The organism is Kitasatospora sp. NPDC022856, assembly GCF_055561235.1.
Genome location: NZ_JBVHHE010000001.1, coordinates 234,157 through 255,716 on the forward strand (window position 1 = coordinate 234,157; position 21,560 = coordinate 255,716).

Genomic DNA, 21,560 nt, shown 5'->3' on the forward strand with positions numbered 1-21,560 from the left:
ACGTGGGTGACGGCCCGTCGGGCGAGGACGAATCGGACATTCGGGTTGATCGTCTGACGGTCGGTGAGCGTGGCCGACGGCCGGAACGCGACCGGGAGTGTCGTTAAATGTGACCGTGTACTTCGATGTGGCGTCCACGGCCCCGCTCCACCCCGTCGCGCGGCAGGCGCTGACCGCCGCGCTGGACGAGGGGTGGGCCGATCCGGCCCGGCTCTACCGCTCCGGGCGGCAGGCCCGGATGCTGCTGGACGCCGCCCGCGAGACGGTCGCCGAGGTGCTCGGCGCCCGGACCGACGAGATCTCCTTCACCACCAGTGGGACCCAGGCCGTCCAGACGGGCATGCTCGGCGCGCTGGCGGGCCACCGGCGCCGGGGCGCGCACCTGGTGCACTCCGCGGTGGAGCACTCCAGCGTGCTGCACACCGCCGAGCGCTGGGAGCACTCCCGGCCGGGGGCCGGCGGCGAGGTGGGCGTGGTACCGGTCGACCGGTACGGGCGGGTGTCGCCGGAGGGGTTCGCGGCGGCGCTGCGGCCGGACACCGCGCTGGCCGTGCTCCAGTCGGCCAACCACGAGGTGGGCACGGTGCAGCCGGTGGCCGAGGTGGCCGAGGTCTGCGGTGACGTCCCGCTGCTGGTGGACGCCGCGCAGAGCGCCGGGCGGGTGGACGTCCCGGGCGGCTGGTCGCTGCTGACGGCCAGTGCGCACAAGTGGGGCGGCCCGGCCGGGGTCGGCGTCCTGGCGGTGCGCAAGGGGGTCCGGTACGCCTCGCCGCTGCCGGCCGACGAGCGCGAGGGCGGCCGGGTGCCGGGCTTCGTGAACGTCCCGGCGATCGTGGCCGCGGCCGCCTCGCTCCGGGCGGTGCGGGCCGAGGCCGAGCGGGAGAACGCCCGGCTGCACGCGCTGGTCGAGCGGATCCGGGCCCGGGTGCCGCGGTCGGTGCCCGAGGTCGAGGTGGTCGGCGATCCGGTGCGACGGCTGCCGCACCTCGTCACCTTCTCCTGCCTGTACGTCGACGGCGAGGTGCTGCTGACCGAGCTGGACCGGGCCGGCTTCGCGGTCTCCTCCGGCTCGTCCTGCACCTCCTCCACCCTGACGCCGAGCCATGTGCTGGCGGCGATGGGCGTGCTCACCGAGGGGAACGTCCGGGTCTCGCTGCCGTTCGGCGCGGCCGAGGCCGACGTCGAGCGGTTCCTCGCGGTGCTGCCGGAGCTGGTGGCCCGGGTCCGCGCCCCGCTCGGGCTGGACCTGGCGCTGCCCGGGCCGGCCGGGGAGCCGGCGGGCGCCCCCGGGCCGGAGAGCGGCGCGCCGGCGACCGACGCGCTGGTGATCGACGCGCTGGGCAAGCGCTGCCCGCTGCCGGTGATCGAGCTCGCCAAGCGGATCGGCGAGGTGCCGGCGGGCGGGACGGTCGCGGTGCTGGCCGACGACGAGGCGGCCCGGCTGGACGTCCCGGCCTGGTGCGGCATGCGCGGCCAGGAGTACCTGGGCGAGGCCCCGGCCGCCGACTTCGGCGGCGACCGGGGCTCGGCCTACCTGGTGCGGCGCACCGCCTGAGCGGGTACGCCGGACCGCTCGGCTACTTGACCAGGTGCGCCCGGACCTCGGCGGCGGCTGCGGCGCCGTACGCGGCCTCGAAGCGCTGCAGGAAGGCGAGCGGACGAAGCTCGTACTCCTGGGTGCCGACGGTCTCGATCACCAGGGTCGCGAGCATGCAGCCGAGCTGGGCGGAGCGCTCCAGGTCCAGCTCCCAGGAGAGGCCGGCCAGGAAGCCGGCCCGGAAGGCGTCGCCGACGCCGGTCGGGTCGACCTTGGCCTCCTCGGGCGCGCAGCCGACGACCACCGGGGCCTCGCCCTTGCGGTCGATCCGCACGCCCTTGCTGCCGAGGGTGGTGATCCGGGTGCCCACCCGGGTCAGGATCTCCTCGGCGTCCCAGCCGGTCTTGGTCTCGATCAGCGCGGCCTCGTACTCGTTGGTGAACAGGTACGCGGCGCCGTCGACGATCTCGCGGATGTCCTCGCCGTCCAGGCGGGCCAGCTGCTGCGACGGGTCGGCGGCGAAGGCGTAGCCGCGGGTCCGGCACTCCTGGGTGTGGCGGACCATGGCCTGCGGGTCGTCGGCACCGATCAGCACGAGGTCCAGCCCGCCGACCCGGTCGGCGATCGGCTTGAGCTCGATGTTGCGGGCCTCGGCCATGGCACCGGTGTAGAACGAGGCGATCTGGTTGTGGTCCTCGTCCGTGGTGCACATGAAGCGGGCGGTGTGGCGGGTCTCGGAGATGTGGACCGAGCGGCAGTCCACGTTGTTGCGCTCCAGCCAGCTGCGGTACTCCCCGAAGTCCGCGCCGGCGGCGCCGACCAGGATCGGGCTCAGCCCGAGGACACCCATGCCGAACGCGATGTTCGGCGCGACACCGCCACGACGGATGTCGAGGGTGTCGACCAGGAAGGACAGCGACACGGTGTGCAGCTGCTCGGCCACGAGCTGGTCGGAGAACCGACCGGGGAACGTCATCAGGTGGTCGGTCGCGATCGAACCGGCGACGGCGATACGCACGGGAGGTCTCCTCAGGAGGGCGGCATGGGCCACGGGAAAGCAGGGGGCGGAACCCACCCACGGTACCGGGCGGGGGGCGGGCGGCAGCAAGAGCGCCCCTCCTGGCACCGGTCGCCGTCGAACGTGTACTACCCCCGGGTAGCTCTGGTGGGGGCCGGACGGGCGGCCTAGGGTCGCTGGCAGGGGCCGGTCCGGCCCTGACCGAGCCGTGGCAGTGCGGCCGCGGCACCGTGGATCGGAGCGATGCCCGATGATGCCAAATCACCACCCGCTGCGTGTTCCGCCCGCCCTCAAGGGCGACGCCGACGGCGAGACCCTGGACGCGCTGGTGGACTCCTCCCGGCAGCTGCGCCGCTTCTGGCCGCTGCTGGCGACCGGCCCGGAGCCCAGCGCTCCCGCCCCGGTCGGTTTCAGCGTCTCCTCCGGGGCCCAGCGCCTGGTCGCGGGGATGGCCGAGTACGGCATGTGATCCTCCCCGGGGGGCGGGAACCGGATTCGTCCGAGGCACGTCACATCCGCGCGGTGCGGCCGTGGAGGCGGCGCCGCCGAAACCCTCGGGAGGATGTCAGATGGACCTGGAGACGATGCCCCGGCGTACCGGTGGAGCACGGCCCGCCCGGCCGGGCCGACGGCGGGCGGCGGCCCTGGCGGGTCTGCTGCTGGCGGCGGCCGCGCTGGCCGGCTGCGGGGACGGTGACGGCAAGGCGGCCGCGGATTCGGCCACCGGTTCGGCCTCGCCGTCGGCGAGCGCGACGCCCTCGCCCGGCTCCCCCGCCCCGACGACCGCCACCACCGCGCCGTCGGCCCCGGACTCGCCGCCGGCGGCGACCCCGCCGACCGATCCGACGGCGAGCACCCCCGACCCCCGGCCGACCGGCCCCGCGCCGGGCACCGGCCCGGGCCAGACGCCCACCCCGGTGCCCACTCCCCCGCGGGAGGGCATCGCGGTCGGTGAGCCCGACCCGAACGGCCGGCCGGCCCACCCCGCGATCACCTACCGGGTGGACGGGAGCAAGCTGACGGTCTGGTTCTACGGCGGGATCTGCGAGAAGTACGCGCTGAAGGCGGACGAGTCCAAGCCCGGACGGGTGGACGTCCGCGTCACGGTGGCGTCGCCGATGCCGGCCGGGCAGGCCTGCGCCGAGCTGGCCAAGCGGCAGACGGTGACCGCCGACCTGAAGCAGCCGCTGATGGGCCGGGCGGTGACGGACCTCGCGACCGGTCAGCCGGTGCCGCTGGAGAGCGACCCGCACGTCGGCCCGGACCCGGCCGGCCCCGGCCCGGAGATCGGCGGGAAGTAGGGCCCGTGGCCCGGTACGGGAAAACGGCGAGGGCGGCCCCGGAGGATCCGGGGCCGCCCTCGCCGTCTGCCGACTAGCTGAACGAGTCGCCGCAGGCGCAGGAGCCCGTGGCGTTCGGGTTGTCGATCGTGAAGCCCTGCTTCTCGATGGTGTCCACGAAGTCGACGGTGGCGCCGCCGAGGTACGGGGCACTCATCCGGTCGGTGACGACCTTGACACCGTTGAAGTCCTTGAGCACGTCGCCGTCGAGCGAGCGCTCGTCGAAGAACAGCTGGTAACGCAGGCCGGAGCAACCACCGGGCTGGACGGCGACGCGAAGCGCAAGGTCGTCGCGGCCCTCCTGCTCCAGCAGGCCCTTGACCTTGGCCGCGGCGGCATCGGTAAGGAGGATGCCACTCTCGACGGTGGTCTCGTCCTGGACGGTCATCTGCTTTCTCCCGGTCTTGACGACGGTCTGCCGCCAGTGCCAACCATCGGCCGTCCGGATTCATTTCCCGGACGGCGGTGTAATTTCGGCGGCTTTCGGCGGCGGAATTTTCGTGGGCCGGGTGTACCACCCGCTCCCCTACGCTCCCCATGCTCGCACAGACGGCGCGGCTCGGACACCGCCCCGACCGCGGATCCGGCGGAACCGGCCCCGGGCGCCCGGTGCGACGGCCAGGATGGTGGGCATGATCCTGCGCCTGGTCCAGGACACCGCCGCCGACGCGGAGGCCGTCCAGCACATCGCCCGCGCCTCGTTCGCGCCGCTCGCCGACACCGCCGGCCCGGCCCCGCAGGACGGGCCCCCGGTGGGCCGGCTGGCCAGGACCAGACACCTCGTCCGGACCGACCCGCAGGGCTGCTGGCTGGCGGAGAGCGACGGCGAACCGGTCGGCGCGGTGCTGTCGCTGCGCCGCGAGGGCCTCTGGATCCTGGCGCTGCTCGTGGTGCGGCCCGAGGCGCAGGGGCACGGCCTCGGCCGGCTGCTGCTGGAGCGGGCCGCCGCGTACGGGCGCGGCTGCCTGCGCGGGATGCTCTGCGTCCCGCCGTCCCCGGCGGCGGCCCGCCGGTACCGGCTGGCCGGGTTCACCCTGCACCCGGCGATGGCGCTGACCGGCCGGGTGGACCGGGCCGGGCTGCTCGACCCCGGTGACATCCCGGTGCACCCCGGCAACGCCAGCCACCGGCACCTGCTGGACTCGGTGGACCGCCGGCTGCGCGGCGCGGCGCACGGGCCGGACCACGAGCTGATGCTGGGCCACTGCGAGGAGCTGCTGATCGCCGACGCGCTGGCCGGCAGCGGCTACTGCTACCGCGACGGCGGCGAGGTGCGGCTGCTGGCCGCGACCTCGAAGCGGATCGCCGCCCGGCTGCTGCGCGAGGCGCTGGCGCGGGTGCCGGACGGCGTGGACGCCCACGTGGGGCACCTGACCGCCGAGCAGGAGTGGGCGCTGGACGTCGGCCTGGAGGTCGGGCTGAGCCCGCGGACCGTGGGCTTCCTGGGCCTGCGCGGGATGCGCCCGCCAGCGCCGTACCTGCCCGACGGCGCGCTGCTGTGACGCGCCGGCCCCCCGCCGGTCGGCCGGCGGGGGGCCGGGGCGTTCGCGCGGTCGGCCGCGGGGGCTCAGACCATGGTGTCCAGGATCTCCCGGACCATCGCCATCGTGGTGCCCGGGTGCAGGAAGGCGAAGCGGGCGACCGTCTCGCCGTCCCAGCCGGTCGGGGTGACGAAGCCGATCTGGTCCGCGAGCAGCTGCTGCGACCAGCGGTAGTAGTCGTCGTTGGTCCAGCCCTTGCGGCGGAAGCAGACCGCCGAGAGCTGCGGGTCGAACAGCAGCTCCAGGTGCTCGGTGTCGCGGATCAGCTGCGCGGTCTCCCGGGCCAGCGTGAGGCCGGTCTCGATGGCGTCGGTGTAGGCCTGGGTGCCGTGCACGGCCAGCGAGAACCAGAGCGGCAGACCGCGGGCGCGCCGGGTCAGGTGGTAGGCGTAGTCGGTGGGGTTCCACTCGTCGCCCTCGGTGTGCAGCACGTCAAGGTAGGAGGCGTCCTGGGTGTGCACGGCGCGGGCGAGCTGCGGGTTGCGGTAGATCAGCGCGGCGCAGTCGAACGGGGCGAACAGCCACTTGTGCGGGTCCACCACGAAGGAGTCGGCGTGCTCGATGCCGTCGTAGCGGGCCCGGACGGAGGGGGCGAAGAGGCCCGCGCCGCCGTAGGCGCCGTCCACGTGGAACCAGAGGCCGCGCTCGCGGGCCACCTCGGAGAGGCCCTGGAGGTCGTCGATGATGCCCTCGTTGGTGGTGCCGGCCGTCCCGACGACGGCGATCACCGTCTCCGGGTTCGGGTCGGCGGCCAGGGCGGCGCGCAGCGCCTCGCCGGTGAAGCGGCGGTCGACGGTGGGGACCTTGAAGGCCTCCACGCCGATGATGTTGAAGGTGTTCTTGACCGAGGAGTGCACCTGGTCGGCGACGGCGATCCGCAGCCGGGCCTCCGGGCCGACGCCGAGCCGGCGGCGGGCGGTGTCGCGGGCGACGACCAGCGCGGAGAGGTTGCCGGCCGAACCGCCGGAGACGAAGGTGCCGCCGGCCGACTCGGGCATCCCGGCCCGGTCCGCGATCAGGCGCAGCACCTGGTTCTCGGCGGCGATGGCGCCGGCCGCCTCCAGCCAGGAGATGCCCTGCAGCGAGGCGCAGGAGACGACCATGTCGAAGAGCAGCGCGGCCTTGGTCGGCGCGCACGGGATGAACGAGAGGTAGCGCGGGCTGTCGGCGGAGATCACCGCGCGGGAGAGCTCGTGGTCGTAGAGCTTCAGCACGTCGGCCGGGTTGTTGCCGTCCGCGTTGAGCAGACCGGCCAGCTGGGTGCGCAGGTGCTCGCCGTCACCGGGGTGGTCGAGCGGAACGGGGTCGTACTGCAGCCGCTCCCGCATGTAGTCGAAAACCAGGTCGACCAGCTCGTTGTCGGGCCGGTGCATGCGGTCGGGTGCTGCGGACACGGGGGTCCCTCTCGGCTGTGGGGTGTCGGGGGAGGTCCGGCGGCGCGGGACGTCTCACCGCTCCGCCGGATGTGATCAGCCTAGGCAGCACCGCGCCCCCGCCGCGCGTCCGAACGCGGCTGGTCAGGCAGGATTCGAGCGTCTTGGCCGGGGCCAGCGCAGGATTCCTGCGCAGGCCGCCGGGCGGCCCCGGGGGCGGCCGCGCCGGCCCCCGGAGGGAGCGGACTGGGCCGTTCGGATTCAGCCGATGAGCTGGGAGAGCACGACCGAGGAGCGGCTGCGCTGGACGCCGGGCTCCCGCCGGATCCGCTCGATCACGGCCTCCAGGTGCCGGGTGTCGGAGGCCCGCAGGTGGACCAGGGCGTCCGGGTCGCCGGTGACCGTCCAGGCCGCGACCACTTCGGGGAACTGGCGCAGGCTCGCCAGGATCTCCTCCGGGGCGGTCCGCTCCCGGCAGTACACCTCGACGAAGGCCTCGGTCTGCCAGCCGAGCACCGAGGGGTCGAGGACGACGGTGAAGCCGCGGACCACCCCGCGCGCCCGCAGCCGGTCGATGCGGCGGCGGACGGCGGTGGCGGAGAGGTTCACCTGCACGCCGATCTCGGCGTAGGAGGCCCGGCCGTCGCTGCCCAGCCGGGCGAGCAGGAGACGGTCGGTCTCGTCGAGGGTCGCCCCGACCGTCTCGTGTGCTCGACTGCTGGTCATCGGTGCGGGGCTCCACGGGTCGTACGGGGGTCGGCGGGACGGTGGCCGCCGAAACGGTTCTGCACCATTCTGGCGGATGACAGGACCGAGTCCACCGCTGGCAGATGACGGCTCGCGGACCGTTCTCAGTCCACCAGGAGCACGATCTTCCCCCGGGTGCGGCCCTCCGCGCTGAGCGCCTGGGCGGAGCCGGCCTGCGCGAGCGGGAAGGTGGAGGCGACGGTGACGGTGAGCCGCCCGTCATCGGCGAGCGCGGCCAGCTCCGCAAGCCCGGCGGCGTCGGGGCGGACCCAGACGTAGTGGCCGCCGAGCGCCTTCACCCGGTAGTCCGTCACCGAGGCGATCCGGGACGGGTCCGCGACCAGGGCGGCCGAGACCTCGACGGCCCCGCCGCCGACCAGGTCGAGGGCGGCGTCCACCCCGCCGGGCGCCAGGGCCCGGACCCGCTCGGCCAGGCCCTCGCCGTGGGCCACCGGCTCGGCGCCGAGGCCGCGCAGGTAGTCGTGGTTGCGCTCGCCCGCGGTGCCGATCACCCGGGCCCCGAACGCCTTGGCGATCTGCACGGCCAGGTGGCCGACGCCGCCGGCCGCGGCGTGCACCAGCACGGTGTCGCCCGCGGCCACCCGCAGCGCCCGCAGGCCCTGGAGGGCGGTCAGGCCGGCCAGCGGCAGGCCGCCGCTCTGCACCCAGTCCAGGGCCGCGGGCCGGCGGGCCAGCGTGCGGACGGGGGCGGCGACCAGCTCGGCGTAGGTCCCGTGCTCGACGGAGTCCTTGCGCACGTAGCCGTAGACCTCGTCGCCGGGGGCGAACTCGGTCACCCCGCCGCCGACCGCCCGGACCACCCCGGCCGCGTCCCAGCCCATCACCAGGGGGAAGTGGACGTCCAGCAGGCCGTCCAGAGCGCCGTCCCGAACCCTCCAGTCCACCGGGTTCACCCCGGCCGCCCTGACCTCCACCAGTACCGAGTCCGGCCCGACCTTGGGGTCCGGGAGGTCGGTGTACTCCACCACCTCGGGGCCGCCGTAGCGGCGGATCGCGATTGCCTTCATGGTCCCAGCCAAACCCGGCCGGGCCCGGATACCGGTTCGGCCACGCCGAACCGCCCCATATCGTGCTTCCGGCGCCACCGAACGGGCCCGAAGCGGGAAGCGGTTCTCGTCACATCGACAGAATGGCCATCGTCAGTCTGACGCTAAGCGGTTATCATAGATAGCGTCAGATAGACGAGAAGGCTGCACCGACTGATCGGCCGCACAGAAGGGCACCCGCCCGTGACCACCACCACCGAGACCTACGGCGTCGACCCCACTCCGACGCCGCTCGCTCTGCTGCTGCTCGGCCGTGAGGCCGACCCGAACAGCGAGCGCGGCGTCGAGTGCCCCGGCGACCTTCCCGCCGCCTCCGACCCGGACCTCGTCGCCCGTGCGCGGGCCGCGAAGGAGGCGCTCGGGGATCGCGTCTTCATCCTGGGCCACCACTACCAGCGCGACGAGGTGATCGAGTTCGCCGATGTCACCGGCGACTCCTTCAAGCTCGCGCGCGACGCGGCCGCCCGCCCGGAGGCCGAGTACATCGTCTTCTGCGGCGTGCACTTCATGGCCGAGTCCGCCGACATCCTCACCGGCGACGCCCAGCAGGTCGTCCTGCCGGACCTCGCGGCCGGCTGTTCGATGGCCGACATGGCCACCGCCGAGCAGGTCGCCGAGTGCTGGGACGTCCTGACCGACGCCGGCATAGCCGACGTCACCGTCCCGGTCTCGTACATGAACTCCTCCGCCGACATCAAGGCCTTCACCGGCAGGCACGGCGGCACCATCTGCACCTCGTCCAACGCGAAGCGGGCCCTGGAGTGGGCCTTCGAGCAGGGGCAGAAGGTGCTCTTCCTGCCCGACCAGCACCTGGGCCGCAACACCGCGGTGCGCGAGATGGGCTTCTCGCTGGACGACTGCGTGCTCTACAACCCGCACAAGCCCAACGGCGGCCTGACCGCCGAGCAGCTGCGGAACGCCAAGATGATCCTCTGGCGCGGCCACTGCTCGGTGCACGGCCGGTTCTCGCTGGACTCGGTCAACGACGTCCGCGAGCGCATCCCCGGCGTCACGGTGCTGGTGCACCCCGAGTGCAAGCACGAGGTCGTCGCGGCCGCCGACATGGTGGGCTCGACCGAGTACATCATCAAGGCGCTGGACGCCGCCGAGCCCGGCTCCAAGTGGGCCATCGGCACCGAGCTGAACCTGGTCCGCCGGCTCGCCAAGGCGCACCCGGACAAGGAGGTCGTCTTCCTGGACCGGGCGGTCTGCTTCTGCTCCACGATGAACCGGATCGACCTGCCGCACCTGGTCTGGGCACTGGAGTCGCTGGTCGAGGGCCGGGTGCCGAACGTGATCCGGGTCGACCCGGAGACCGAGAAGCACGCCAAGGCGGCGCTGGACCGGATGCTCGCCCTGCCGTAGCCACCGCACGCCGAAGGGCGGGCTCCTCCGCACTGGAGGAGCCCGCCCTTTCGTCTGGCGCGAGACGGCCGCTACTCGGGCAATCCGGGGATCAGGCCGTCACCCTCGGCCCGCAGCAGCTCCCTGACCTGGTCGATCGTCGAGTCGGCATCCGGGAGGATCAGGTCGGAGGGCTCCAGCGAGGCGTCCGGCAGCGGGGTGCCGAACTCCTTGACGGCGCCCAGCAGCTCCCCGAGCGCTCGGCGGAAATGCTCTTCGTCCCCCGAATCCAGTGCGGTGACGAGCTCGTCGTCCAGCTCGTTCAGCCGGTTCAGATGGGCGTCGCCCACCTCGAACTGGCCCTCCCCCATGACCCTCATGATCATGCCGTGCGTCTCCCTGGTTCGTGGGGTGGAGCTCAGGTCACTTGTTGTAGTTGATCCGCGGGGAGTCCGGCTGGGCGTCCTGCGGCTGTCCCTTGCCCGGCTCGATGGCCTGCGGACCGGAGGCCGGCGAGCCGCCCGTCAGCTCGGCCTTCATCCGGGCCAGCTCCAGCTCGACGTCCGAACCGCCGGCGACCCGCTCCAGCTCGGCCTCGATGTCGTCCTTGCGGCCGAGACCGCTGGCGTCGTCGAGCGCGCCGGAGGCCAGCAGCTCGTCGATCGCACCGGCCCGGGCCTGCATCTGGGCGGTCTTGTCCTCGGCCCGCTGGATCGCCAGACCGACGTCGCCCATCTCCTCCGAGATGCCGGAGAAGGACTCGGCGATCCGGGTCTGCGCCTGGGCCGCGGTGTAGGTGGCCTTGATCGTCTCCTTCTTGGTGCGGAAGGCGTCGACCTTGGCCTGCAGCCGCTGGGAGGCGAGCGTGAGCTTCTCCTCCTCGGCCTGGAGCTGCTGGTACTGCGTCTCCAGGTCGGTGATCTGGGACTGCATGTTCGACTTGCGGGTCAGGGCCTCGCGCGCGAGGTCCTCCCGGCCGAGCGAGAGGGCCTTGCGGCCCTGGTCCTCGTACTTGGCGGACTGCTGCTGCAGCTGGGTCAGCTGGAGCTCCAGGCGCTTGCGCGAGGTGGCCACGTCCGCGACACCGCGACGCACCTTCTGCAGCAGCTCAAGCTGCTTCTGGTACGAATAGTCGAGCGTCTCACGGGGATCCTCCGCCCGGTCCAAGGCCTTGTTCGCCTTGGAGCGGAAGATCAACCCCATACGCTTCATGATTCCGTCGCTCATGGGCCTCGGGTGCCCCCTTCTCCGGCCTGCGGTCTTTATCTCGTTACCAGACACGACGAGTGTATGTGCAGCGAGCCCTTCGCCGCAGTGCACCTGCCTGCAACAAGACTGCTACAGCGTCCCCCTCCAGGGCCTCATCCCCGGGGTGGATCCGCCCCTCATCCCACCCATCGTCCGAAGCGGTGATCCCCTACGGGAAGACCCCCGGAAACCCGGCCGGGGCCCGGACCGGCGCGATCGATATGCGTTTGGGTCCGAGGACACCCGTGGAAGCGGTCGCGCACCCCGTACGCTGGGGGTGTGTTCCGACGCCGTTCAGATGATGCCGCTGCCTCCGCCGCCGTGCTGGAGAAGCAGGACGAGACGACCCAGACCCGCGATCCGCAGGCGAAGAAGGGCCGGCCGACGCCCAAGCGCAGTGAGGCCGAGGCCCACCGGCGGACCAGGGTGACCGTACCCAAGGACCGCAAGGAGGCCTCCCGCCAGGCGCGCGAGCGCATGCGCAGCGAGCGCGAGAAGCAGCGCACGGCGCTGCTGGAGGGCGACGAGCGGCACCTGCCGGCCCGTGACAAGGGCCCGGTGCGCAAGTTCACCCGCGACTACGTGGACGCCCGCTGGTCGCTGGCCGAGTTCTTCCTGCCCGCCGCCGTGGTCATCCTGGTGCTCAGCATCGTCAAGGTGCCCGCCCTCCAGCTGCTCTCCACCCTGCTCTTCCTGGCCTTCTTCGTGCTGGTGGTGCTGGACTTCGTCCGCCTCGGGTTCGGTCTGCGCAAGTCGCTCAGCGAGCGGTTCGCGGGCCAGAACACCCGCGGCGCGGTCGCCTACGGCCTGATGCGCATCCTGCAGATGCGCCGGCTGCGCCTGCCCAAGCCGCAGGTGAGGCGCGGAGAGAAGCCCTGACCGCCGAACCGGTGGACTCCGGCTGGGCCCCTCCCTCCTGGGAGGGGCCCGGCCTGTACGCGCTTCCGGGCCAGGGTGACGGCGGCCACGACCGGCTCGCCCAGGAGCGCCGGCTGCCCTCGCGCAGCGGTTCCTTCGCCGGCGGCACCGGCCCGTGGCTGGACCGCCTCGGCAGTCTGCGCAACCTCGTCCGGCAGGAGCTGGTCGCCCGGCAGCTCGCCGAGCAGCTGACCGGCCGCGCCGAACAGCGCGTCCTCGACATCGGCTGCGGCCAGGGCACCCAGGCCCTGCGGCTGGCGCGGGACGGCCACTACGTCACCGGGATCGACTCCGACCCGGTCGCGCTCGGCGTCGCCCAGGGGGCGCTCGCCGAGGAGCCGCCCGAGGTCCGCGGCCGGATGCAGCTGCTCAGCGGCGACGGCCACCAGTGCGGGCGCTGGTTCGGGCCGCGCAGCTTCGACGTGGTGCTCTGCCACGGCGTCCTGATGTACCTGCCGGACCCGGATCCGATGATCGCCTCGCTGGCCCGGCTGCTGGCCCCGGGCGGACTGCTCTCGCTGCTGGTCCGCAACCGTGACGCGCTGGTCCTGCGGCCCGCCGCCGCCGGGGACTGGCGGGCCGCCCTGCACGCCTTCGAGAGCGACCGCTACTACAACCGGCTCGGGCTGGCCGCCCGGGCCGACCGGCTCGCCGACCTCGCCGTCACCCTCTCCGAGGTGTCCGTGCCGCTGCGGCACTGGTACGGCGTGCGGGTCTTCACCGACAGCGCGCCCGACGACGCGGCGCCGCCGGTGGACGGCCGGCAGCTGGCCCAGCTGCTGGAGGCCGAGGAGCGGGCCGGCCGCACCGACCCGTACCGGCAGGTCGCCGCGCTGCTGCACGTCTTCGGGGCCAAGTAGCGGCCGCTCCCGAAGGCGTGCGGGCGGGCTCAGGCCTCGTGCAGGCTCATCGAGTAGATCTCCCGGCCGTCGTCGAGCAGGACCGCGGTGTCCACGCCGTCCTCGGCCAGCTGCTTCCAGCTCTCCCCGATCCAGGTCTCGGCGTCACCCTGGCCGGCGAACTCCTCCTCCTGGCCGCCGCTCGGGGCCACCACGGTGCCGTCCGCCTTCTCGTACCGCCACGTCCAGACCATGCCCGGTTCCTCCCACTGACGACCTGTGCGCTGCCTGCTGCTGCGCGCACCTTAGCCTGCCCGGCCCGATCTTCCGTATGCCTGACCGGGGCCGCGTTGTCGGCCGGGTCGCGGCTCCCCGCCCGGCCGGGCCGGGCCCGCGCGGGGCGGGGCGCCACCGTCTTGGCAGGATGGACGGCATGGCAGCCCACCCCGCACTCCCCCGCACCCTGCTCCTCGGCGGCGCCCGCTCCGGAAAGTCCACCAGGGCCGAGCAGTTGCTCGCCCGGTACCCGGACGTGCTGTACGTGGCCACCGGCGGCGCCCGCGACGGTGACACCGAGTGGGCCCAGCGGGTGGCGCTGCACCGCGACCGGCGGCCGGCGAGCTGGCGCACCGCCGAGACCTGCGACCTGGCGGCGGTCCTGGCCGACCCCGCCGACCCGGCGCCGGTGCTGATCGACTGTCTGGCGCTCTGGCTGACCGCGGTGATGGACGAGTGCGGCGCCTGGGACGACGCGGTCTGGGCGGACGGCGGCGAGGCGGCCGTCCAGCGGCGCTGCGAGGAGCTCGCCCGGGCCTGGGCGGCGACCCGGCGCCCGGTGGTCGCGGTCAGCAACGAGGTGGGCATGGGCGTCGTCCCGGCCACCGCCTCGGGCCGCCGGTTCCGCGACACCCTGGGCCGGCTGAACATGGCGGTGGCCGACGCCTCGGAGCGTGTGCTGCTCGTCGTGGCGGGGCAGGTTCTGACGGTCAAGCCCGCCGCGGGCTGAACACCCGCGGCGTGTAGCCTTCCGATCGATGGACACGACCGTGGATCTCGATACGTTCTCCTCGCTCGTCGAGCGCCCCGACGAGAGCGCCCGGCGGGCCGCCGACGAGCGCTGGCAGGCGCTGGACCGCCCGCGCGGCGGCCTCGGCCGGCTGGAGGAGCTGGGCAGTTGGCTGTCGTCCGTACAGGGCCGCTCCCCGGTGCGGCCGCTGTCGGCGCCCAAGGTGCTGCTGTTCGCCGCCGACCACGGGGTGGCGGCCCTCGGGGTGTCCCGGCTGCCCGCGCAGGGCGGCACGGCCGCCCGGGTGCGGGCGGTGCTGGACGGCACCGCGCCGGTCGCCCTGCTCGCGCGGCGCTTCGGCGCCGAGGTGCGGGTGGTGGACGTCGCGGTGGACGCGGACCCCTCCGACTTCCCGGACGAGGTCGTCGCCCACCGGGTGCGGCGCGGCTCCGGCCGGGTCGACGTCGAGGACGCGCTGAGCCCCGAGGAGACGGTCAAGGCCTTCCGGGCCGGGATGGCCGTCGCCGACGAGGAGGCCGACGCCGGGACCGACCTGATCGTCCTGGGCGACCTCGGGGTCGGCGCGACCACCGTGGCGGCCATCCTGGTCGGCGCGCTCTGCGGCACCGACGCGGCCGCGGTGACCGGGCGCGGCTCGGGCATCGACGACCGGGTGTGGATGGTCAAGTGCGCGACCGTCCGGGACTCGCTGCGGCGGGCCCGGCCGGTGCTGGGCGACCAGTTGGCGCTGCTCGGCGCCACCGGCGGTGCCGACTTCGCGGCGATCACCGGCTTCCTGCTGCAGGCCGCGGTCCGCAAGCTCCCGGTGCTGCTGGACGGTGTGGTCTCGGCGGCCTGCGCGCTGGTCGCGCAGCGGATCGCGTTCCGGGCGCCGGAGTGGTGGCGGGCCGGGCAGTCCACCGGCGAGCCGGCCCAGGCCAAGGCCTACGACCGGCTGACCCTGACGCCCCTGCAGGAGCAGGAGATCACCATGGGCGAGGGCGTCGGCGCGCTGATGGCGCTGCCGCTGCTGCAGGCCGCGGCGGACGCCCTGGCCGAGCACGCGCCCGCCCCGAGCACCCCGGCGGCCCCCAAGGAGCAGCCGAAGCTGCCCTCGGCCGCGGAGCTGCTCGGCCGGGTCTGACCGCCCCGGGGCCCGGACGGGGGCGGGTCGTCGCGGTGCGCGGCGCACCACGGTACGGATGCGAGGAGCGGCGGGCCATGCAGGACGCTTCGGCACGGGAGCCAGCCCGGTGGCGTGAGGGGCTGCGGTTCGCGTTCGGCACGCTCTCCGTGCTGAGGGTGCGGGTCGAGCGGTGGGACCGCCCCACGGCGGGCCGGGCGATGACGGCGGCGCCGGTGGTCGGCCTGACGCTCGGGGCACTGGCCGCGGGCGCGGGAGCGCTGGTGGCCTGGCGCGCGGGCGGGCCGCTCGGCGCGGTGACCGCCGTCGGCGTGCTGGCCGCGCTGACCCGGGGCCTGCATCTGGACGGCCTGGCCGACGTCGCCGACGGCCTGGGCAGCGGCAAACCGGCCGAGGACGCCCTGCGCATCATGAAGCAGTCCGACATCGGGCCGTTCGGCGTACTGACCCTGGTGCTGGTGCTGCTGGCCCAGATCGCCGCACTGGCCGGCCGGTTCGACGCGTCGCCTGCCGGCGGCGCGCTCGCGGTGCTCGCCTCGGCGACGGCCGCGCGGTGCGCACTCGGCTGGGGCTGCCTGCGCCCGGTGCCGGCCGCCCGGCCGGGCGGGCTCGGCGCCATGGTGGCCGGCACCGTGCCGCCGGCCGCGGCGGTGGCGGCGACGGCCGTCTCGGCGCTGCTGCTGGCCGCCCTCGGCCTGCTCGACGGCTCGTCAGTCCTGCGGCTGCCGCTGGCCGTTGTGGTCGGCCTCGGCTGCTCCTGGCTGCTGCTGCGGCGCTGCGTACGCCGGTTCGACGGCATCACCGGGGACGTCCTCGGCGCGATGGCGGAGACCGCCGCGACCGGCACCCTGGTCACCCTCGCGCTGATGGGCTGAGACCTGCCGCCGGCCCCCGCTCCCGGCGTTGGGACACCGGCGGCGCGTGATCCCAGCATGCGGACTACCATGCGTGGAGCACCGCAGCCCTGCACCGTCGCAGGTCCGGCCCGGCCGACGCGCGTCGAGGAGCCGGGGCTTCTGGTGTGTGCGGCCGCCGTGACCGGTGGACGCACGCGCCAGGGGCCCCGGACCCGGCCCGCTCCGGCGGGACGGCCCGCAGTGGCGGCCCCGGGCTGCGCCGGTGCGGCAGCCGTGCCGTGACCGGTGCCGTGGACCGCGATAGAACAGGACGCATTACGTGACTGCATTGTCTGTGAGCACCTCCTCCGCCGCCTCGCTGCGCGCGGACGCCGTGGTGATCGGTGTGGCGAAGGGCCCGAAGGGCATCGTGCTGGCGCCGGGCGCCGAGGCCGTGAGCGAGGCGTTCGAGGGCAAGCTGGCCGAGGTCCTCACCACCCTGGGCGCGACCGGCGCCGAGGGCGAGGCCGTCAAGGTCCCCTCCCCCGCCGGCCTGAAGGCCGCGCTCGTGCTCGCGGTCGGCCTGGGCGAGGCCGCCGACGCCGGCTACGGCCTGGAGACGCTGCGCCGCGCCGCCGGTGTCGCCGCCCGAACCCTGGGCGGCAGCAAGAAGGCCGCGCTGGCCCTGCCGGCCGAGTCCGCCGACGAGGTCGAGGCGGTCGCGCTGGGCGGCCTGCTCGGCGCCTACTCCTTCGGCACCTACAAGGGCAACGGCAGCGCCAAGGAGCCGGTCGGCGAGCTCGTGCTGCTGACCGTCCGCAAGGGCAGCAAGGACGCCAAGGCCGCCGTCGAGCGCGCCGTCGTCCTCGGCGAGGAGATGAACCGCGCCCGCGACCTGGTCAACACCGCGCCGAACGACCTGAACCCCAAGGGCTTCGCCGCGATCGCCCAGGCGGCCGGCAAGGAGCACGGCCTCAAGGTCGAGGTGCTGGACGAGAAGGCGCTGCTCAAGGGCGGCTTCGGCGGCCTGCTCGGCGTCGGCAACGGCTCGGCCAACCCGCCGCGGCTGGTGAAGGTGGCCTACACCCACCCGAAGGCCAAGGCGAGCCTGGCGTTCGTCGGCAAGGGCATCACCTACGACTCGGGCGGCATCTCGCTGAAGCCGGCCGGCCACAACGAGACCATGAAGTGCGACATGGCCGGCGCGGCCGCGGTGTTCGCCGCCGTCGTCTCCGCCAAGCGCCTGGGCCTCGCCGTCAACGTCACCGCCTGGCTGGCGCTGGCCGAGAACATGCCGTCGGGCACCGCCACCCGCCCGGGTGACGTGCTGCGCATGTACGGCGGCAAGACCGTCGAGGTGCTGAACACCGACGCCGAGGGCCGCCTGGTGCTGGCCGACGCCATCGTGCGCGCCGGCGAGGAGAACCCGGACGTGATCGTCGACGTGGCGACGCTGACCGGCGCGATGATGCTGGCGCTGGGCAGCCGCACCTTCGGCGTGATGGCCAACAACGACGAGCTGCGCGAGACCCTGCACACCGTCGCGGGCGAGGCCGGCGAGCAGTCCTGGCCGATGCCGCTGCCGGCCGAGCTGCGCAAGGGCATGACCGAGTCGACCATCGCCGACCTGGCCAACATGGGCGAGCGGATGGGCGGCGGCCTGGTGGCCGGCCTGTTCCTCAAGGAGTTCGTGGCCGAGGGCATCGACTGGGCCCACCTGGACATCGCCGGCCCCGCCTTCCACGAGGGCGCGCCGTTCGGCTACACCCCCAAGGGCGGCACCGCGAGCGCGGTGCGCACCCTGGTCCGCTTCGCCGAGCGGACCGCGGCGGGCGACAAGGCCTGATCCGGGGTTCGGACGGACGGGGTCCCGCGCACTCGCGCCGGACCCCGTCCGCGTTCCCGGGCCCGGCCCGCCCCCGGCGGGTGCCCGCCCGCGGCGCTGTTACCTGCGAGTAGAAGGCGGGAGCGCGTCCGCACCTCTGTTCGCTGCGGGCGAAACTTTGTTCCACAGTGCGGAACCGGGGGCGGGCCGGACCGCGCCAAAGGCTGCTCCCGCCGCTGTCAAGCCCGCATTGAGCTGCGATGATGCCCTTCGGTCGGGGCTGTTCCCGCCCCTGTGACCACCCTTTGGGACGCCCCTGGGGTGGACCCGGACATCAGCTGCCGTGAACAAGTGCGAAGATGTATTTCCGGCACGACTGGGCGCCCCACAAAGGCTTCCGACCCACCGGACCGCGACCGGCCCGGCGACCCACCCCATTGCATGGAGGACGTGACGTGGCGAACGACGCCAGCACCGTTTTCGACGTAGTCATTCTCGGAGGCGGAAGCGGCGGTTACGCCGCGGCGCTCCGCGCCGCTCAGCTGGGTCTGAGCGTCGCCCTGGTCGAGAAGGGTGAGCTGGGCGGCACCTGCCTGCACCGCGGCTGCATCCCGACCAAGGCACTGCTGCACGCCGCCGAGATCGCGGACGAGACGAAGGAGGCCGCCGAGTTCGGCGTTCTGGCCACCTTCCAGGGCATCGACATCAACGGCGTCCACAAGTACAAGGACGACGTCATCGCCGGCCTGTACAAGGGCCTGCAGGGCCTGGTCGCCTCCCGCAAGGTGACCTTCATCCAGGGCGAGGGCAAGCTCTCCTCGCAGACCTCGGTGGACGTCAACGGCCAGCGCGTCGAGGGCCGCCACATCGTCCTCGCCACCGGCTCCGTGCCGAAGTCGCTGCCGGGCCTGACCATCGACGGCGACCGCGTGATCTCCTCGGACCACGCCCTCAAGCTCGACCGCATCCCGAAGTCCGCCGTGATCCTCGGCGGCGGCGTGATCGGCGTCGAGTTCGCCTCGGTCTGGAAGTCCTTCGGCGTCGACGTCACGATCGTCGAGGCGCTGCCCCACCTGGTCCCGCTGGAGGACGAGAACTCCTCCAAGCTGCTGGAGCGCGCGTTCCGCAAGCGCGGCATCAAGTTCGAGCTGAAGGCCCGCTTCTCCGGTGTCGAGTACACCGAGACCGGCGTGCGCGTCTCCACCGAGAACGGCAAGCAGATCGACGCCGACCTGCTGCTCGTGGCCATCGGCCGCGGCCCGGTCTCGGCCGGCCTCGGCTACGAGGAGAACGGCGTCGCGATGGACCGCGGCTACGTGCTCGTCGACGAGTACATGCGCACCAACGTGCCCACCATCTCCGCCGTCGGCGACCTCGTCCCGACCCTGCAGCTGGCCCACGTCGGCTTCGCCGAGGGCATCCTGGTCGCCGAGCGCGTGGCCGGCCTCAAGGCCGTGCCGATCGACTACGACGGCGTCCCCCGCGTGACCTACTCCAACCCCGAGGTGGCCTCCGTCGGCATCTCCGAGGCCAAGGCCGTCGAGCTGTACGGCAAGGAGAAGGTCGTCACCCTCAAGTACAACCTGGCCGGCAACGGCAAGAGCAAGATCCTGAAGACCGCCGGCGAGATCAAGCTCGTCCAGGTCAAGGACGGCGCCGTGGTCGGCGTCCACATGGTCGGCGCCCGGATGGGCGAGCAGGTCGGCGAGGCGCAGCTGATCTACAACTGGGAGGCTCTGCCGGCCGAGGTCGCGCAGCTCATCCACGCCCACCCGACCCAGTCCGAGGCCCTGGGCGAGGCGCACCTGGCGCTGGCCGGCAAGCCGCTGCACGCGCACGACTGATCACGCCCCACTCCCCCCATTCCAGTACGCAAGACTTGATAGGAGTCGCTGAAACCATGGCGGTCTCAGTAACACTGCCCGCGCTGGGCGAGAGCGTTTCCGAGGGCACCGTCACCCGTTGGCTGAAGGCCGAGGGTGAGCGTGTGGAGGTCGACGAGCCGCTGCTCGAGGTCTCCACCGACAAGGTCGACACCGAGATCCCGGCCCCGGCCTCGGGCATCCTGGCCTCGATCAAGGTCGGCGAGGACGAGACCGTCGAGGTCGGCGCCGAGCTGGCGGTCATCGACGACGGCTCCGGCGCGCCGGTCCCCGCCGCGGCCCCGGCCGCCGAGGCCGCTCCGGCCGCCGCCCCGGCCCCGGTCGCGGAGGCGCCCGCCGCCCCGGCCCCGGCCCCGGCCGCCGAGGCTCCGGCTCCGGCCGCCCCGGCCGCCGCGCCGGCCGCCGACGCCACCCCGGTGCTGCTCCCCGCGCTGGGCGAGTCGGTCACCGAGGGCACCGTCACCCGCTGGCTGAAGGCCGAGGGTGAGACGGTCGAGGTCGACGAGCCGCTGCTCGAGGTCTCCACCGACAAGGTCGACACCGAGATCCCGTCGCCGGTCGCCGGTGTCGTGGTGAAGATCCTGGTCAGCGAGGACGAGACCGCCGAGGTCGGCGCCCAGCTCGCGCTGATCGGCGCCCCGGGCGCGGCCCCGGCCGCTCCGGCTCCGGCCGCCGCTCCCGCCCCGGCTCCGGCTGCCGCTCCTCCGGCCGCCGCCCCCGCCCCGGCTCCGGTCGCCCCGCCGGCCCCCGTCGCCGCCCCGGCTCCGGTCGCCCCGCCGGCCCCCGTCGCCGCCCCGGCTCCGGCTGCCCCGGTCACCCCGGCTCCGGCCGCTCCGGCCGCCGCCGCGCCGGCCGCCGACAGCGGTGACGCCTACGTCACCCCGCTGGTGCGCAAGCTCGCCGCCGAGCAGGGCGTCGCCCTGGCCTCCGTCACCGGCACCGGTGTCGGCGGCCGCATCCGCAAGCAGGACGTCATCGCCGCTGCCGAGGCCGCGAAGGCCGTTCCGGCCCCCGCCGCTGCCGCCGCGCCGAAGGCCGCCGCCGCGCCGTCCCCGCTGCGTGGCCAGACGGTCAAGATGACCCGCATCCGCAAGGCCATCGGCGACAACATGCTGAAGGCCCTGCACGAGCAGGCCCAGCTGACCAGCGTCGTCGAGGTGGACGTCACCAAGGTCATCTCGCTGCGCGGCAAGGCCAAGGACGCCTTCCTCGCCCGCGAGGGCGTGAAGCTGTCCCCGATGCCGTTCTTCGTCAAGGCCGCCGCCCAGGCGCTGAAGAGCCACCCGGTGATCAACGCCCGCATCAACGAGGCCGAGGGCACCGTCACCTACTTCGACTCCGAGAACATCGGGATCGCGGTGGACTCCGAGAAGGGTCTGATGACCCCGGTCATCAAGGGTGCGGGCGACCTCAACATCGCCGGCATCTCGAAGAAGACCGCGGAGCTGGCCGGCAAGGTCCGCGGCAACAAGATCACTCCGGACGAGCTGTCCGGCGCGACCTTCACCATCAGCAACACCGGTTCGCGCGGTGCGCTGTTCGACACCGTCATCGTGCCGCCGAACCAGGTCGCCATCCTGGGCATCGGCGCGACGGTCAAGCGCCCGGTCGTCATCGAGGCCGACGGCGGCACCGCCATCGGCATCCGTGACATGACCTACCTGTCGCTCTCCTACGACCACCGCCTGGTGGACGGCGCCGACGCCGCCCGCTTCCTGGTGGCCGTCAAGGAGATCCTGGAGGCCGGCGAGTTCGAGGTCGAGCTCGGCCTCTGAGCCGGCCGCCACGGCAGCCCACGCAGTACGGAACCCCGCGTCGTCCCCGGACGGCGCGGGGTTCCGCGTTGGCGCCCGGCCGCCCGGCACCGGCCTCGGTACCCGTACTCCCCCGGCGC

General features: G+C 73.8%; 20 protein-coding genes and 1 pseudogene. 13 read left to right on the forward strand and 8 right to left on the reverse strand.

Annotated elements, in window-relative coordinates; all coding sequences use genetic code 11:
- Positions 1–115: 115 nt before the first annotated feature.
- A complete protein-coding gene (locus tag ACZ34W_RS01050) occupies positions 116–1,555 on the forward strand; it encodes an aminotransferase class V-fold PLP-dependent enzyme (RefSeq protein ID WP_465600486.1) in 1,440 nt (479 codons plus the stop codon).
- Between the two features lie 22 nt (positions 1,556–1,577).
- On the opposite strand, the gene ACZ34W_RS01055 is transcribed toward ACZ34W_RS01050, so the two are convergent.
- On the reverse strand, positions 1,578–2,555 hold the full coding sequence (locus ACZ34W_RS01055) for a carbohydrate kinase family protein (RefSeq protein WP_329487319.1): 978 nt from the start codon (positions 2,553–2,555) through the stop codon (positions 1,578–1,580).
- Between the two features lie 250 nt (positions 2,556–2,805).
- Between ACZ34W_RS01055 and ACZ34W_RS01060 the strand changes: the two genes are divergently transcribed.
- Entirely contained in the window at positions 2,806–3,024 is a 219-nt protein-coding gene (locus ACZ34W_RS01060; RefSeq protein WP_329487320.1) for a hypothetical protein, read from the forward strand.
- A gap of 100 nt (positions 3,025–3,124) precedes the next feature.
- On the forward strand, positions 3,125–3,856 hold the full coding sequence (locus ACZ34W_RS01065) for a hypothetical protein (RefSeq protein ID WP_465600491.1): 732 nt from the start codon (positions 3,125–3,127) through the stop codon (positions 3,854–3,856).
- A 73-nt stretch (positions 3,857–3,929) separates the two neighbouring features.
- Here ACZ34W_RS01065 and erpA read toward each other — a convergent pair whose 3' ends face one another.
- Complete coding sequence (gene erpA, locus ACZ34W_RS01070; RefSeq protein WP_329487322.1) at positions 3,930–4,283, reverse strand: iron-sulfur cluster insertion protein ErpA; 354 nt, start codon at positions 4,281–4,283, stop codon at positions 3,930–3,932.
- A 244-nt stretch (positions 4,284–4,527) separates the two neighbouring features.
- Between erpA and ACZ34W_RS01075 the strand changes: the two genes are divergently transcribed.
- Complete coding sequence (locus ACZ34W_RS01075) at positions 4,528–5,397, forward strand: GNAT family N-acetyltransferase (RefSeq protein ID WP_352287032.1); 870 nt, start codon at positions 4,528–4,530, stop codon at positions 5,395–5,397.
- Between the two features lie 65 nt (positions 5,398–5,462).
- On the opposite strand, the gene ACZ34W_RS01080 is transcribed toward ACZ34W_RS01075, so the two are convergent.
- The 3 genes from ACZ34W_RS01080 to ACZ34W_RS01090 form a co-directional block, all read right to left on the reverse strand.
- Positions 5,463–6,830 (reverse strand): pyridoxal phosphate-dependent decarboxylase family protein, encoded by a 1,368-nt coding sequence (locus ACZ34W_RS01080; protein WP_465600496.1) that lies wholly within the window; start codon positions 6,828–6,830, stop codon positions 5,463–5,465.
- Between the two features lie 240 nt (positions 6,831–7,070).
- Positions 7,071–7,535 carry an Lrp/AsnC family transcriptional regulator gene (locus ACZ34W_RS01085; protein WP_329487325.1) on the reverse strand — a complete coding sequence of 155 codons (465 nt, stop codon included), beginning with the start codon at positions 7,533–7,535 and terminating at the stop codon, positions 7,071–7,073.
- A gap of 125 nt (positions 7,536–7,660) precedes the next feature.
- Positions 7,661–8,584 (reverse strand): NADP-dependent oxidoreductase, encoded by a 924-nt coding sequence (locus ACZ34W_RS01090; RefSeq protein WP_465600499.1) that lies wholly within the window; start codon positions 8,582–8,584, stop codon positions 7,661–7,663.
- Between the two features lie 222 nt (positions 8,585–8,806).
- On the opposite strand from ACZ34W_RS01090, the gene nadA reads away from it, so the two are divergent.
- The gene (gene nadA / locus ACZ34W_RS01095) at positions 8,807–9,988 is read left to right on the forward strand and encodes a quinolinate synthase NadA (RefSeq protein WP_465600502.1); all 1,182 of its coding nucleotides are present in this window, start codon (positions 8,807–8,809) and stop codon (positions 9,986–9,988) included.
- 71 nt (positions 9,989–10,059) lie between these two features.
- On the opposite strand, the gene pspAA is transcribed toward nadA, so the two are convergent.
- Together pspAA and ACZ34W_RS01105 are read right to left on the reverse strand one after the other, a co-directional pair.
- The gene (pspAA, locus tag ACZ34W_RS01100; RefSeq protein ID WP_329487328.1) at positions 10,060–10,353 is read right to left on the reverse strand and encodes a PspA-associated protein PspAA; all 294 of its coding nucleotides are present in this window, start codon (positions 10,351–10,353) and stop codon (positions 10,060–10,062) included.
- A gap of 37 nt (positions 10,354–10,390) precedes the next feature.
- Positions 10,391–11,179, reverse strand: a complete 789-nt coding sequence (locus ACZ34W_RS01105) for a PspA/IM30 family protein (protein WP_380392108.1) — start codon at positions 11,177–11,179, stop codon at positions 10,391–10,393.
- Positions 11,180–11,494: 315 nt separating this feature from the next.
- Here ACZ34W_RS01105 and ACZ34W_RS01110 point away from each other — a divergent pair, with 315 nt between their 5' ends.
- Together ACZ34W_RS01110 and ACZ34W_RS01115 are read left to right on the forward strand one after the other, a co-directional pair.
- Positions 11,495–12,094 (forward strand): DUF3043 domain-containing protein, encoded by a 600-nt coding sequence (locus ACZ34W_RS01110; RefSeq protein WP_465600507.1) that lies wholly within the window; start codon positions 11,495–11,497, stop codon positions 12,092–12,094.
- Positions 12,095–12,252: 158 nt separating this feature from the next.
- A complete protein-coding gene (locus ACZ34W_RS01115) occupies positions 12,253–12,993 on the forward strand; it encodes a methyltransferase domain-containing protein (protein WP_465601157.1) in 741 nt (246 codons plus the stop codon).
- Between the two features lie 29 nt (positions 12,994–13,022).
- Here the strand turns inward: ACZ34W_RS01115 and ACZ34W_RS01120 are convergent, their stop codons facing one another.
- Positions 13,023–13,226, reverse strand: a complete 204-nt coding sequence (locus tag ACZ34W_RS01120; RefSeq protein ID WP_329487330.1) for a hypothetical protein — start codon at positions 13,224–13,226, stop codon at positions 13,023–13,025.
- Positions 13,227–13,330: 104 nt separating this feature from the next.
- Between ACZ34W_RS01120 and cobU the strand changes: the two are divergent.
- From cobU to sucB, 6 genes and pseudogenes are all read left to right on the forward strand, one after another.
- Positions 13,331–13,978: pseudogene (gene cobU / locus ACZ34W_RS01125) on the forward strand (bifunctional adenosylcobinamide kinase/adenosylcobinamide-phosphate guanylyltransferase); the annotation flags it as partial.
- Positions 13,979–14,006: 28 nt separating this feature from the next.
- The gene (locus ACZ34W_RS01130; RefSeq protein WP_465600511.1) at positions 14,007–15,122 is read left to right on the forward strand and encodes a nicotinate-nucleotide--dimethylbenzimidazole phosphoribosyltransferase; all 1,116 of its coding nucleotides are present in this window, start codon (positions 14,007–14,009) and stop codon (positions 15,120–15,122) included.
- 77 nt (positions 15,123–15,199) lie between these two features.
- Positions 15,200–15,997: an adenosylcobinamide-GDP ribazoletransferase gene (locus ACZ34W_RS01135; protein ID WP_465600514.1), complete on the forward strand. Its 798-nt coding sequence runs from the start codon at positions 15,200–15,202 to the stop codon at positions 15,995–15,997.
- Between the two features lie 301 nt (positions 15,998–16,298).
- Complete coding sequence (locus ACZ34W_RS01140; protein WP_329487333.1) at positions 16,299–17,804, forward strand: leucyl aminopeptidase; 1,506 nt, start codon at positions 16,299–16,301, stop codon at positions 17,802–17,804.
- A 434-nt stretch (positions 17,805–18,238) separates the two neighbouring features.
- Complete coding sequence (gene lpdA, locus ACZ34W_RS01145) at positions 18,239–19,627, forward strand: dihydrolipoyl dehydrogenase (RefSeq protein ID WP_329487334.1); 1,389 nt, start codon at positions 18,239–18,241, stop codon at positions 19,625–19,627.
- A 56-nt stretch (positions 19,628–19,683) separates the two neighbouring features.
- Complete coding sequence (gene sucB / locus ACZ34W_RS01150; RefSeq protein ID WP_465600519.1) at positions 19,684–21,441, forward strand: 2-oxoglutarate dehydrogenase, E2 component, dihydrolipoamide succinyltransferase; 1,758 nt, start codon at positions 19,684–19,686, stop codon at positions 21,439–21,441.
- The last annotated feature ends 119 nt before the right edge of the window (positions 21,442–21,560 follow it).